This is a genomic window from Amycolatopsis sp. lyj-90 (assembly GCF_046549035.1).
Classification (GTDB): Bacteria; Actinomycetota; Actinomycetes; order Mycobacteriales; family Pseudonocardiaceae; genus Amycolatopsis.
Window position 1 is genome coordinate 622,348 of the sequence record NZ_JAJPWP010000003.1, and the last position, 12,637, is coordinate 634,984.

General features: G+C 69.3%; 11 protein-coding genes. 5 read left to right on the forward strand and 6 right to left on the reverse strand.

Annotated features, from left to right (window positions below; all coding sequences use genetic code 11):
• Positions 1 to 75: 75 nt before the first annotated feature.
• Positions 76 to 576, reverse strand: coding sequence for a transcription elongation factor GreA (gene greA, locus ACLJPX_RS14490; RefSeq protein WP_101610522.1), 501 nt, complete (start codon positions 574 to 576; stop codon positions 76 to 78).
• 201 nt (positions 577 to 777) lie between these two features.
• Positions 778 to 1,233, reverse strand: a complete 456-nt coding sequence (locus ACLJPX_RS14495; RefSeq protein WP_101610521.1) for a DUF4307 domain-containing protein — start codon at positions 1,231 to 1,233, stop codon at positions 778 to 780.
• A 145-nt stretch (positions 1,234 to 1,378) separates the two neighbouring features.
• On the opposite strand from ACLJPX_RS14495, the gene mca reads away from it, so the two are divergent.
• Both mca and ACLJPX_RS14505 read left to right on the forward strand, forming a co-directional pair.
• Entirely contained in the window at positions 1,379 to 2,278 is a 900-nt protein-coding gene (gene mca, locus ACLJPX_RS14500; RefSeq protein ID WP_410600532.1) for a mycothiol conjugate amidase Mca, read from the forward strand.
• Entirely contained in the window at positions 2,279 to 2,623 is a 345-nt protein-coding gene (locus ACLJPX_RS14505) for a hypothetical protein (RefSeq protein ID WP_410600533.1), read from the forward strand.
• A 72-nt stretch (positions 2,624 to 2,695) separates the two neighbouring features.
• On the opposite strand, the gene ACLJPX_RS14510 is transcribed toward ACLJPX_RS14505, so the two are convergent.
• Together ACLJPX_RS14510 and ACLJPX_RS14515 are read right to left on the reverse strand one after the other, a co-directional pair.
• Entirely contained in the window at positions 2,696 to 5,188 is a 2,493-nt protein-coding gene (locus tag ACLJPX_RS14510; protein ID WP_410600534.1) for a polynucleotide kinase-phosphatase, read from the reverse strand.
• Complete coding sequence (locus ACLJPX_RS14515) at positions 5,185 to 6,552, reverse strand: 3' terminal RNA ribose 2'-O-methyltransferase Hen1 (RefSeq protein WP_410600535.1); 1,368 nt, start codon at positions 6,550 to 6,552, stop codon at positions 5,185 to 5,187. Before ACLJPX_RS14515 ends, ACLJPX_RS14510 begins: the two co-directional genes overlap by 4 nt.
• A 63-nt stretch (positions 6,553 to 6,615) precedes the next feature.
• Between ACLJPX_RS14515 and ACLJPX_RS14520 the strand changes: the two genes are divergently transcribed.
• From ACLJPX_RS14520 to ACLJPX_RS14530, 3 genes are all read left to right on the forward strand, one after another.
• A complete protein-coding gene (locus ACLJPX_RS14520; protein WP_410600536.1) occupies positions 6,616 to 8,622 on the forward strand; it encodes a thioredoxin domain-containing protein in 2,007 nt (668 codons plus the stop codon).
• Between the two features lie 198 nt (positions 8,623 to 8,820).
• Positions 8,821 to 9,381 carry a hypothetical protein gene (locus ACLJPX_RS14525; RefSeq protein ID WP_410600747.1) on the forward strand — a complete coding sequence of 187 codons (561 nt, stop codon included), beginning with the start codon at positions 8,821 to 8,823 and terminating at the stop codon, positions 9,379 to 9,381.
• A gap of 209 nt (positions 9,382 to 9,590) precedes the next feature.
• Positions 9,591 to 11,477: an acyl-CoA dehydrogenase gene (locus ACLJPX_RS14530; RefSeq protein WP_410600537.1), complete on the forward strand. Its 1,887-nt coding sequence runs from the start codon at positions 9,591 to 9,593 to the stop codon at positions 11,475 to 11,477.
• On the opposite strand, the gene ACLJPX_RS14535 is transcribed toward ACLJPX_RS14530, so the two are convergent.
• Positions 11,434 to 12,180 (reverse strand): potassium channel family protein, encoded by a 747-nt coding sequence (locus ACLJPX_RS14535; RefSeq protein WP_410600538.1) that lies wholly within the window; start codon positions 12,178 to 12,180, stop codon positions 11,434 to 11,436. The two genes, ACLJPX_RS14530 and ACLJPX_RS14535, sit on opposite strands and share 44 nt — an antisense overlap.
• A gap of 38 nt (positions 12,181 to 12,218) precedes the next feature.
• The gene (locus ACLJPX_RS14540; protein ID WP_410600539.1) at positions 12,219 to 12,596 is read right to left on the reverse strand and encodes a pyridoxamine 5'-phosphate oxidase family protein; all 378 of its coding nucleotides are present in this window, start codon (positions 12,594 to 12,596) and stop codon (positions 12,219 to 12,221) included.
• Positions 12,597 to 12,637: the final 41 nt, after the last annotated feature.

Consider the following 12,637-nt stretch of genomic DNA (forward strand, 5'->3'; position numbering starts at 1 on the left):
CCTCCAGATTTCTCCGGAGGTCACGCTAACGGCTCGTATGCGCGCCCGGCCATATCGGGCCGGGCGCGCGGAGACTCACTTGTCGGTGTACGGCACGGCCTTCACGAGCGTCACCTTCTGGATGCTGCCGTTGGGCAGCTCGTACTCACGGGTCTCGCCCTCTTTGGCGCCGAGCAGCGCCTTGCCGAGCGGGGACTCCGGTGAGTAGACGTCCAGGCCGCCCTCTGTGCCCTCTTCGCGCGTCGCCAGGAGGAAGTTCTCGTCTTCGTCGTCACCGTCGTAGCGGACGGTGAGGACCTTGCCCGGTCCCGCGCTGCCGTCGTTGGCGGGCGGCTCGCCCACCTTGGCCGAACGGAGGAGCTCCTGGAGGTGGCGGATGCGGGCTTCGTGCTGGCCCTGCTCTTCGCGGGCAGCGTGGTAACCGCCGTTCTCCTTGAGGTCGCCCTCTTCCCGGCTGTCGTTGATCTTCGCAGCGATGACCGGGCGGAGCTCGATGTAGTGGTCGAGCTCCTGCTTGAGCCTGTCGTAGGCATCCTGGGTCAGCCAGGTCACCTTTGTGTCGCTCACGGTCACCATCTCCTCGTGGGGCCTGCCAGGCTTGGGTGTTCAAGCCGGCCGCCAGGTTCGGCATGGCGTGCCGACCTGGGTGAGATAAAAGGAAAAACACGGCCCGTCTTGGGCCGTGCCGGTAGATCAGAGTAACACGGCGCGAGGCATCGCCGCCGGTGGAATTCGGTCGCGCCTCGGCGTTGGGCGCCCGTTTCACCCCGTTGGCCGCTATGGCCTTGACAGGTACCGTGGTACGTCGTATGAGCATCCGAAGATATCAGCCGTGACGGGCTTTCCGATGCTCTTGATGGTGGTTGTCACCCTGCTGTTCTTCGAACCAGGCTGAATCAGGACCTCTTTGCGGCCGCTTTCCGCGCCCGCCTTGTCACGGACGCGGACGACGCACACCCCCGGACGGTTCACGTCGTCCCTGGTCACGTTGATCGTGATCTCCATCGCGTCGCCCGGCTTCTCGGCGAATGAGACGCGTTCGCCGTCGATGGGCGCGCTGCCGAAGTTCAGGTACATGGCGTAAGCGATACCGCCGCTGACCAGCAGTGCGATCACGCCGAACACCAGGCGCCGCCAGCGGGCGGGGCGCGCGGCGCGGGTCTTGCCGTACCGGGCGTCCAGTGAGTCCGTCCGGGCGCTTTCCGCGGTGGGAGCGTCCTGTCCCGTGCTCAACCCGGGCCTCCCGGTTGGTGTCGTCGTGCTCGCAGGGACAATGGGGTCGTATGCGAGTGGTTCCCCTCGAGTATCCGCGCCCGGTCGGGCGGGCCGTCAGGCAGGGTCGCAGGGGAATAGGGAACGAGAAGGGGACGTTCGGAGCATGGTGCTAGCCGATGAACCGCCGAAGTCACGCCTCCGCCTGATGGCGGTGCACGCGCACCCCGACGACGAGTCGAGCAAGGGTGCCGCCACGATGGCCAGGTACGCCGCCGAAGGACACGAGGTCATGGTCGTGACCTGTACCGGTGGCGAAGCGGGCAGCGTGCTGAACCCCGCCATGGACCGTCCCGACGTACTGGCCAACATGACCGAGATCCGCCGGGAGGAGATGGCCCGCGCGGCCAAGATCCTCGGCGTGAGCCACGTCTGGCTCGGCTTCCTCGACTCGGGCCTTCCCGAGGGCGACCCGCTGCCCCCGGTCCCGGAAGGCTCGTTCGCGGTCGTCCCGCTCGAAGAGTCCACCGGTGCCCTGGTGAAGGTCATCCGCGAGTTCCGCCCGCACGTGATCGTCACCTACGACGAGAACGGCGGATACCCGCACCCCGACCACATCCGCACGCACGAGATCTCGGTCGCGGCCTTCGACGCCGCGGGCGAGGCGGAGCGTTACCCGGACGCGGGCGAGCCGTGGCAGCCGTTGAAGCTCTACTACGTGCACGGGTTCTCGCGCGCCAGGATGACCGTGTTCCACGAGGGCCTGCTCGCGCGTGGCCTCGAGTCGCCGTACGAGGAGTGGCTCAAGTCGTGGGACCCGGAGAAGGCCGACGTCATGGAGCGGGTGACCACCCGCGTCGAGTGCGGCGACTACTTCGAGCAGCGTGACGAGGCCCTCAAGGCGCACGCCACCCAGATCGACCCGAACAGCCGCTGGTTCGCCGTCCCGCGCGACCTGCAGCGCGAGGTCTGGCCGACCGAGGAGTACGAGCTGGTCCGCTCACTGGTGGACAGCACCCTGCCGGAGGACGATCTGTTCGCCGGTTTGAAGGAGAAGGTGGGCTAAATGAGTTTTGTCGTGCCGGCGTTCGCCGTCGTCGGAGTGACGGTGTCGTCGCAGTTCCTGGCACAGCAGCCCGGTAACGGCGACAACGGCGGCCAGGGTGAGGACTTCGGCAAGTCGTCGCCGGTGGGTTTCCTGATCCTGATCCTGTTCCTGATCGCCGTCGCGCTGCTGGTGCGGTCGATGACCAAGCACCTCAAGCGGCTCCCGGAGAGTTTCGACGAGCCCGCCGCTTCGTCGGACGCCGCTTCGGAGACGCCCGCCGACGAGACTCCTGCTGAGAAGCCTGTCGCCGAGGAGCCCGCCGCCGCTCGGGCCGCGGAGAAACCGGCCGTCAAATCTGACTGAGCGCTGCTATGAAAGGCCCGTTACTTGCAAATTTTGCAAGTAACGGGCCTTTCATAGCGTTTCCGGACCGAGTCAAAGGCGAGGGTCGACCGGATCCGACTCCATCGCCAGCACCGCGAACACGCACTCGTGCACCCGCCACAGCGGTTCCCCGCGCGCCAGCCGTTCCAGCGCCTCCAGCCCCAGCGCGTACTCGCGCAGCGCCAGCGCCCGCTTCCGGTTCAGCCCGCGCTTGCGAAGCCGCGCGAGGTTCTCCGGCAGCGTGTAGTCCGGCCCGTAGATGATCCGCAGGTACTCCCGCCCGCGCACCTTCACTCCCGGCTGCACCAGGCCCCGCGTGCCGCGCGACAGGTTCGCCGCCGGTTTGACGACCATGCCCTCGCCGCCCGCGCCGGTCAGGTCCAGCCACCATTCGACGCCGCGCGCCACCGACGCCGGGTCGGTGGTGTCGACCGACAGGGTCCGCGTGCGCGTGAACAGGTCGCCGGTGAGCCGGTCCAGCCGCGTGAGATGCCAGTCGTGCGGCCGGTCGTGGTACGTCTTCCCTTCCGACGCGAGCACCTGGAACGGCGCCAGCCGGACGCCGTCGAGGCCGTCGGTCGGCCAGCAGTAGCGCCGGTAGGCCTGCCGGTACGCGTCGACGGCGGACTCGCGCATCCGCGTCCGCGCCAAAAGCTCCGACACGTCGACCCCTCGGGCGGCTGCGGCGTCCAGCGAAGCGACGGCCGCGGGCAGCACGGACTGGGCCGCCGCGCCGACGGACGCGTACTGGTCCGAGATCAGCGAGCCCGCCTTCGCGCTCCACGGCAGCAACTCCGCGTCGAGCAGCAGCCAGCCGGTGTCCAGCTCGGCGAACAGCGCCGACGCGGCTTCGCGGACGCCGTCGAGCAGCCGGGTGTTCTGGTCGGGTGCGAAGAACGGCCGCCCGGTGCGGGTGTACACCGCGCCGGGTCCCCGGATCCCGAACCGCGCGGGAGCCACGTCCTCGTCACGGCACACGAGCACGATCGCCCGCGATCCCATGTGCTTCTCTTCGCACACGACCGATTGGACGCCCGCCGCGCGAAACTCGGCGAAGGCCTCCTCGGGGTGTTCGAGGTAGTCGTCCAGGGCGGACGTCGCACAGGGCGCCATGGTCGGCGGCAGGTACGGCAGCCAGCGCGGGTCGACGGCGAACCGGCTCATCACCTCCAGTGCCGCCGCCGACTGCTCGGCGGACACCCCGACCCGGCCGTGGTGGCGGGTCTCGACGATCCGCTTCCCGGTGACGTCACCCAGCTCCAGTACGGCGGGCTCGCGTCCGCCCAGCGGCCGCTCCGGTTCGAGCGGGCGCGCCGGTTCGTACCAGACCTTCTTCGCCTTCACCGAGACGACTTCCCGCTCCGGGTAACGCAAAGCGGTCAGCTTGCCGCCGAAGACACAGCCCGTGTCGAGGCACATGGTCCCGTTGACCCACTCCGGCTCCAGCGTCGGCGTGTGTCCATAGAGGACTGTCGCGGTCCCGCGGTAGTCGCGCGCCCACGGCAGCCGCACCGGCAGGCCGTACTCGTCGGTCTCGCCGGTGGTGTCGCCGTACAGCGCGGTGCTCCGTACGCGACCGGACGCGCGCCCGTGGAACTTCTCGGGCAGGCCCGCGTGCGCGACGACGAGCTTGCCGCCGTCGAGGACGAAGTGCGCGATGAGGCCGTCGCAGAATTCCCGCGCCTTGACACGGAATTCCTCGTCCTGCGCGGCGAGCTGCTCCAGTGACTCCGCGAGGCCGTGCGCCACCTTGACCTTGCGCCCGTTCAGCGCGCGGACCAGTTTCTGCTCGTGGTTCCCGCAGACGACCAGCGCACTGCCCGCTTCGGCCATCGCCATCACGCGGCGCAGCACGCCCGGGGTGTCGGGTCCGCGGTCGACGAGGTCGCCGACGAACACCGCGGTGCGTCCTTCGGGGTGCACGCCGTCGGCGTAACCCAGCTCGGTGAGGAGTTCCTCCAGTTCCTCGCGGCAGCCGTGGACGTCGCCGATGACGTCGAACGGCCCGGTCAGGTCGCGGCGGTCGTTGCGCAGCGGCTCGACGACGATCTCCGCTTCGGCGACCTCGGCTTCGCTTCGCAGCACGTGCACGCGGCGGAAACCCTCGCGCTCCAACGACTTCAGCGAGCGGTGCAGCTCGCCGCGCTGGCGGCGGACGACGTGTTCGCCGAAGCCGCGGTCCGGCCGGGACTCGTTGCGTTCGTGGCAGAGCTTGACCGGCAGGTCCAGCACGATCGCCGTCGGCATGACGTCGTACTCCTTCGCCAGTTTCAGCAGGCTCGCCCGGGAGGCGCGCTGGACGATCGTCGCGTCGATGACGGTGACCCGTCCGGCTTCGAGCCGCTTCGCCGCGACGTAGTGGAGCACGTCGAAAGCGGCGGCAGACGCGCTCTGGTCGTTCTCGTCGTCGGCCACCAGACCGCGGAAGTAGTCGCTGGACAGCACCTGCGTCGGCGCGAAATGCGTCCGCGCGAAGGTGGACTTGCCGGAGCCGGAGGCCCCGACGAGCACGACGAGGGACATGTCGGGAATGGTCAGTTTCATGCCACGGCCTCCTTTCGAGACGTGAAGACCGCCATTTGGGTCGGCGGTCCTGATTCCTGGGACTCCTGTCCCACCGGGAGAATCCGGACCTCGTAGCCGCGCCGGGACGCGACCCCCTCGGCCCACGAACGGAACTGCTCGCGTGTCCATTCGAAACGGTGGTCTGCATGCCGGAAGCGGCCCTCTTCGAGGAACTCGAAATGCCGGTTGAACTCGGCGTTCGGCGTCGTGACGAGTACGGTCCGCGGTGCGGCGACGCCGAAAACGGCGTGCTCCAACGCGGGCAGGCGCTCCTCGTCGACGTGCTCGATCACCTCCATCAGCACGGCCGCGTCGTACCCGGCCAGCGACGGATCCGCGTAGGTCAGCGCGGACTGCCGGAGGGTGATCCGGGCCTTGTCCTTGAGCCGCTTGTCGGCGATGTCGAGCGCGCTCGCGGACACGTCGACGCCGACGATCTCGGTGAACGACGGTTCCTTCTGGAGCACGCGCAGCAGCGCGCCGGCGCCGCACCCGAGGTCCAGCACGCGCCGCGCACCCGCGGCCCGGAGCGCCGCGAGCACACTGCCGTGACGCTGGACGGCCAGCGGCTCCGGCCGGTCCGGCAGCTCGGTGACCAGCGCTTCGGCCTCGGCCGGAACGTCGTCCGCTTCGGCCAGCCGCTCGAGCGCGTACGAGACGATCGGCCGTCGCCGTTCGAGGTACCGGTTGGTGATCAGCTCCCGTTCCGGGTGTCCGGCGAGCCAGCCCTCGCCGACCCTCAGCAGCTTGTCGGCTTCGTCCTGGCCGATCCAGTAGTGCTTGTCGCCGTCGAGCGCGGGCAGCAGGACGTACAGGTGCCGCAACGCGTCGACGACGCGCTGCGTCCCGGTCAGCCGGAGATCGACGTAGCGGGAATCGCCCCACCGCGGGAATTCGGGGTCGAGCGGGATGGGCTTGGCCTCGACCTGCCAGCCCAGCGGCTCGAACAGCTTGTGGACGACCTCGGCGCCGCCGCGCGCGGTCAGTGACGGCACGTGGATCTCCAGCGGGAAGCGCTCGTCGACCAGCTCCGGCCGGTTCGCGCACCGGCCGGCCAGCGCGGTGGTGAAAACGGCCCGCAGCGCCACCGCCAGATACGAGCCGCCCGCGTACGGCCGGTCGTTGACGTACTGGGTCAACGACGTCCCGCCGCCGCGCACGAGCTCGATCGGGTCGATCTCGGCCAGCAGAGCGACGGTGCAGCGCTCTTCGGCCGCTTCGGGGTAGAAAACGTGCGCCGTCCCGGCCGAGAGCGTGAACGACTGCGCCTTCTCCGGATGCTTGTGCAGGAGAAAGCCCAGGTCGGTGGCGGGTGTCCGGGTGGTCGTCATGGTCAGCAACACCGCGTCAGTGTCGCGCAGACGGCCGTTCCGCGCGCCCGCTTTTCCGCGTGCGACCCTGATGGTATGTCGAACCGCCTGAAGGCCGCGACCAGTCCGTACCTGCTGCAGCACGCCGAGAACCCGGTGGACTGGTGGCCCTGGGGAGAAGAGGCGCTGGCCGAGGCGAAACGGCGGAACGTGCCGATCCTGCTTTCGGTCGGCTACGCGGCCTGCCACTGGTGCCATGTCATGGCGCACGAGTCCTTCGAGGACGAAGCCACCGCGACGCTGATGAACGCGAACTTCGTCAACATCAAGGTGGACCGCGAGGAGCGCCCGGACATCGACTCGGTGTACATGGCGGCCACGCAGGCGATGACCGGTCAGGGCGGCTGGCCGATGACGTGTTTCCTGACCCCGGAGGGCGAGCCGTTCCACTGCGGCACGTACTACCCGCCGTCGCCGCGGCCGGGGATGCCGTCGTTCTCGCAGTTGCTCGTCGCCGTCGCCGAGGCATGGGGTGAGCGTCCGGACGAACTGCGGTCCGGCGCCCAGCAGATCATCGCCCATCTCACGGAGAAGAGCGGCCCGCTGCCCGAGTCCGTTGTGGACGCCGCTGCGCTGGACGCCGCGGTCGCCCTGCTGCGCAAGGAATACGACGCCGAGACCGGCGGCTTCGGGGGAGCGCCGAAGTTCCCGCCGACGATGGCGCTGAACTTCCTGCTCCGTCACCACGAGCGCACCGGATCCGATCTCGGCCCCGTCACGCACACCGCGGAGGCGATGGCCCTCGGTGGACTCAACGATCAGCTCGCCGGTGGCTTCGCGCGCTACTCGGTCGACGCGCGCTGGGAAGTTCCGCACTTCGAAAAGATGTTGTACGACAACGGGTTGCTCCTGCGTTTCTACGCTCAGTTCCACGGCGTGACCGGGCTCGCGTACGCGCGGCGGACGGTCGAGGAGACCGCGGAGTTCCTGCTGCGTGACCTCGGGACGGCCGAAGGCGGGTTCGCCGCTTCGCTCGACGCGGACACCGAGGGCGTCGAGGGCCTCACCTATGTCTGGACTCCCGCGCAGCTCGTCGAGGTACTCGGTGAGGAGGACGGAGCCTGGGCGGCTGAGCTGTTCCAGGTGACCGAGCGGGGCAACTTCGAGCACGGCGCGTCGACACTGCGGCTGCGCGAGCCGCATCCAGAGGACGAAATGCGCTTCGAGCGGGTCCGCCGCGCTCTGCTGGCCACGCGGGACGGACGCCCTCAGCCCGCCCGTGACGACAAGGTCATCGCCGCCTGGAACGGGCTCGCGATCGGTGCGCTCGCCAAGGCGGGCGCCCGGCTCGGTCGTCCACAGTGGATCGAAGCGGCCGCCCGCGCGGCGGCTTTCCTGATGGACACCCATTTCGTGGACGGACGACTGCGGCGAACCTCGCGCGATGGCGTGGTCGGCACGACGGCCGGGGTGCTGGAGGACTACTCCTGCCTCGCCGAGGGGCTGCTCGAACTCCACCAGGCGACCGGAGAGCCGCGGTGGCTCGCCGACGCGATCACCTTGCTGGATCTCGCCTTGGCGCATTTCGGTGTCCCGGACTCGCCGGGTGCCTACTACGACACGGCCGACGACGCGGAGGTGCTGGTGCAGCGGCCCTCCGACCCGACCGACAACGCGAGCCCGTCGGGGGCCTCGGCGCTGGCGAACGCCTTGCTGACCGCGTCCGTGCTGGCCGGGCACGACCAGGTGGGCCGCTATCGCGAGGCGGCCGAGCAGGCGCTGTCCCGCTCAGGACTGCTCGCCTCGCGCGCGCCGCGGTTCGCCGGGCACTGGCTGACCGTCGCCGAAGCCGCCGCTGCCGGCCCGGTGCAGGTGGCCGTCGTCGGTCCGGATGCCGCTTCGCGCTCGGATCTGCTGACCGCGGCCCTCGCTTCGCTGCCGGACGGCGCCGTCGTCGTCAGCGGGACTCCGGATGCCGACGGCGTGCCGCTGCTCGCCGACCGCCCGTTGGTCGAGGGTGGCGCCGCCGCTTACGTGTGCCGTGGGTACGTGTGCGAGCGCCCGGTCACGACGGCGGAGGAACTGCGCGCCCAGCTCGGCTGAGCACTGCTATGAAAGGCCCGTTACTTGCAAAATTTGCAAGTAACGGGCCTTTCATAGCGCGCGCGGGGCCGTCGACCGCAGGTTTCGCCGGGGGAGAACACGGCTGTCTTTCGGTCATTGCGAGCGTAGCGTCGGTAGCGTTGTAATCATGTAATCGCGGAGGCGAGCATGCACACCTACTTCAGGACGGCGAGGCATATGGGACGCGGTGGCTGGAAGGGCCGGGGCGGCTGGCAGCAGGCGGAGACTCCCTCGGCGGACGACGCGGCGGCGTGGTTCGGCGGACGGCTCCCGGAGGGCTGGTTCACCGGAGACCCCCAGGTCACGGTGGATCGCGAGGAGATCGTCATCGTCGGCGAACTCCAGCCGCTCACCGGTGACTACGCCGACGACGCCGCCCGCGCGGCGGCCGAGGACGGCCGGATCAGCCGGTTCCGCGAGGAGACCCGCGACGAGCGGATCGAGATCGCGCGCCAGGCCGAGCACCGGTATCAGCGCAAGGTCGCCTGGGGCGCGAGCCTCGGCGGCACGAGGCACCTGTTCACCACGCATTCGGCGCCGGTCATGACCAGGTTGCGGCAGCCCGAACGCCTGGTCCTCGACACCCTCGTCGACGCCGGCGTCGCGCGGTCGCGGTCCGAGGCGCTGGCCTGGGCGGTCCGGCTGGTCGGGGAGCACGCGGACACGTGGCTCGCCGAGCTCCGGGAAGCGATGACCAAGGTCGACGATCTCCGCTCACAGGGACCGGACCTTTCCTGAGGCGGGCGTCTCCGCGGGCCGGCGGCGTTCGACGTCCGAGGGTTGCCGAACTCACACGTTCGTGCCGCGAGCACGGAGAACGTCCTGAAACACGCCGATGACCTGCGGTTCGAGAACACGACGAGCAACGGGAAGGCGGTCCGATTCGTGCTGCGCCCCCCGATGCGGTGCGGCAGGCTGAGCGCAGACCGCACCGCATCGGAGGAATCGTGGACACACCAGGACTTCCCGCGAAGATCGACCCGGACGCGCTGACCACCGTCCTCGATGGACGGTGGGCCGGGCTTCGCCGCGCGGTACGCGCGCAGATGGCCGCGGAGGACTTCAAGGACCCCGTCGATCTCGACGTCGAGGCGCACCGCGCGCAGGTCCTCGAATGGCTGCGGCTGCTCGCCCGCACCGACCGGCCGGGACTCGGCTTCGACCCGGCGCACGGCGGAGGCGGCGACGTCGGCGGTTCGGTGATGTCGTTCGAGATGCTGGGGTTCGGCGACCTTTCGCTGATGGTCAAGGCAGGCGTCCAATGGGGTCTGTTCGGCGGCGCGGTGCAGCTGCTCGGCACCGAGCGTCACCACGAGCGCTACCTGCGCAAGATCAAGGACCTGGACCTGCTGGGCTGCTTCGCGATGACCGAGCACGGCCACGGCTCGGACGTCCAGCACCTGCGCACCACCGCGACCTACGACCCGGCCACGCGCGAGTTCGTCGTGCACACGCCGGACCGCGGCGCGATGAAGGAGTACATCGGCAACGCCGCCCGCGACGGCGAACTCGCGGTCGTGTTCGCGCAGCTGATCACCGGCGGCGAGTCGCGCGGCGTGCACGCGTTCGCGGTGCCGATCCGCGGTGAGGGCGCGAGCGGTGTCGAGATCGAGGACTGCGGGCGCAAGGCGGGCCTCAACGGCGTCGACAACGGACGGCTCACTTTCACCCAGGTGAGGGTTCCGCGCGAGGCGCTGCTCAACCGGTTCGGTGATGTCGCCGAGGACGGTACGTACACGAGCCCGATCGAAAGCGACGGCCGCCGGTTCTTCACGATGCTCGGCACGCTGATCCGCGGACGGGTCAGCGTCGCGGGCAGTGCCGGCAGCGCGACGAAGCGCGCTTTGGCGCTGGCCGTGCGGTACGCCGAGCAGCGGCGGCAGTTCGCGCGGCCCGACGGTGACGAGGTCGTGATCCTCGACTATCGCGCCCACCAGCGGAAACTGCTGCCCGCGCTGGCGACGTCGTACGCACTGCACTTCGCACAGGAAGCGCTCGTCTCGACACTTCACGACATCGCCGAGGACGCGCCGGAGGAAGAGCAGCGAGAGCTGGAATCGCGGGCCGCCGGGATCAAGGCAGTCTCGACCTGGCACGCGACGGCCACCATCCAGGCCGCTCGCGAGGCGTGCGGCGGCTCCGGCTACCTCTCGGAGAACCTGCTCGCCGGGCTGAAGGCCGACACGGATGTCTTCACCACCTTCGAGGGTGACAACACCGTGCTGCTGCAGCTGGTCGCGAAGGGCCTGCTGACCAGTTACAAGGACCATTTCGAAGACCTGAGCCCGCTCGCGACCGCGCGTTTCGTGGCGGAGCAGTTCGTCGAAGCCGTGATCGAACGGACGTCGGCGCGCAAGGTCGTCGAGCGGCTCACCGACGCCGACGACAGCGACGTCCTCTACTCACGGGAATGGCACCTGAAGCTGTTCGAAGACCGCGAAGAGCACGTACTCGGCGGAGTCGCGCAACGTCTGCGTAAGGCCGCGTCGGATCCCTTCGGTGTTTTCAACGACGCGCAGGACCACGTGCTGCGCGCCGGGCGGGCGCACGTCGACCGGGTGGTGCTGGAGGCGTTCATCGGCGCGATCGAGCGCTGTGCCGACGCGGAGGCGCGGGAACTGCTCGAGCGCGTCTGCGACCTCTACGCGCTCGCGAACATCGAGGCGGATCGAGGCTGGTTCCTCGAACACGGACGCCTGACCTCGGGGCGCTCGAAGGCCGTCACCGCCGCGGTGAACGCGCTGTGCGCCGACCTGCGCCCGCACGCGCGGACGCTCGTGGACGCCTTCGCTATCCCCGAGCAGTACCTAGCGGCTCCGATGCTGCAGGACTGAGCCCGGCACGCTGCTCGGCGAGCTCGACCCGCAACGCCTTGACCTCGCGGGTCAGCTCGTCGAGGTGCTCGCGAGTGACGGCCTGCGCGCTCTCGTCGGCTTCGGTCACCCGGCGGATCAGCCACGACGCCAGCGTCGCGGTGACCACACCGAGCAGGGCGATCCCGGCCACCATCAGTCCCACCGCGACGACGCGGCCGGTCCCGCTGATGGGGTACCGGTCGCCGTAGCCGACCGTGGTGATCGTCGTGATCGACCACCACACGGCGTCCGGGAAGTCGGAGATCGGCGCGTCCGGCGCGGTGCGCTCGGCGTCGAGTACGGCGAGTGCCGAACAGAACACGATGAGCGCCGTCGCGCCCACCGTGTAGATCACGACGCGGCCGCGCAGCGACAGGCCGGCGTTGCGGTTGAGGACGTTGAGCACCGTGACCAGCCGGAGCAGTCGCAGCTGCCGGATCAGCGGGAGCACGATGATCAACAGGTCGAAGATGTTGTTCTTCAGGAAATCCCGTTTGTCCTCAGCGTGTTTGAGGCGGACGCCGTAGTCCAGGGCGAAGACCGCCCAGGAGATCCAGGTGACCACCTCGCACCAGACCCGGCCGGTGTGCCCGAGCGAGGGTTGGAGGATCGGCCACGCGTAGGCGGCCAGGAACAGTACGGCGGCGGCGTTGAGCGGCCACTCCATCCGCTTTTCCCACATCGGGCGTCTCCTCACCTGGCCTTTTCCAGGTGCGTACGTTAAGCGATGTCGAGGGCTGTGCCATAGAGTTTCCCGGTTTTGAGGGTGATGAAAAGCCTGCGCTCGTCCGGGTCTTCCGGTGTCCGGACGACTTCGGAGAGTTCCGCTTCCCCTTCCACGACGGCGAATTTCCAGTGATCGGCGCTGGAGACGTAAAGGGACGCGTGCGGATTGTTACGGATCTGCTTGACCTTCAGACGGTCTTCGGTCGTGCTGATCCGGATCTCGCGGGTCTCGGGATCCCACTTGTAGACGACGGTGGAGAGATGCGGGCGACCGTCGCGCTTGAGGGTCGCGAGGGCGCCGAAGGTGTGCTCGGCGAGGAAGTCGCTGAGGGCGGCGTCGTCGAGGGCGCGGGGCGGTGCGTTCTTGGCCATGGTGGCGATCATGGCTCTCGTGGTGGGGGCCGGGAAGGAGG

Bases quoted from the DNA above. Each gene is read 5' to 3' on its own strand.
- greA (WP_101610522.1), bottom strand. From the start codon at position 576: ATGGTGACCGTGAGCGACACAAAGGTGACCTGGCTGACCCAGGATGCC.
- ACLJPX_RS14525 (WP_410600747.1), top strand. From the start codon at position 8,821: ATGGGACGCGGTGGCTGGAAGGGCCGGGGCGGCTGGCAGCAGGCGGAG.
- mca (WP_410600532.1), top strand. From the start codon at position 1,379: ATGGTGCTAGCCGATGAACCGCCGAAGTCACGCCTCCGCCTGATGGCG.
- ACLJPX_RS14505 (WP_410600533.1), top strand. From the start codon at position 2,279: ATGAGTTTTGTCGTGCCGGCGTTCGCCGTCGTCGGAGTGACGGTGTCG.
- ACLJPX_RS14510 (WP_410600534.1), bottom strand. From the start codon at position 5,188: ATGAAACTGACCATTCCCGACATGTCCCTCGTCGTGCTCGTCGGGGCC.
- ACLJPX_RS14520 (WP_410600536.1), top strand. From the start codon at position 6,616: ATGTCGAACCGCCTGAAGGCCGCGACCAGTCCGTACCTGCTGCAGCAC.
- ACLJPX_RS14535 (WP_410600538.1), bottom strand. From the start codon at position 12,180: ATGTGGGAAAAGCGGATGGAGTGGCCGCTCAACGCCGCCGCCGTACTG.
- ACLJPX_RS14540 (WP_410600539.1), bottom strand. From the start codon at position 12,596: ATGGCCAAGAACGCACCGCCCCGCGCCCTCGACGACGCCGCCCTCAGC.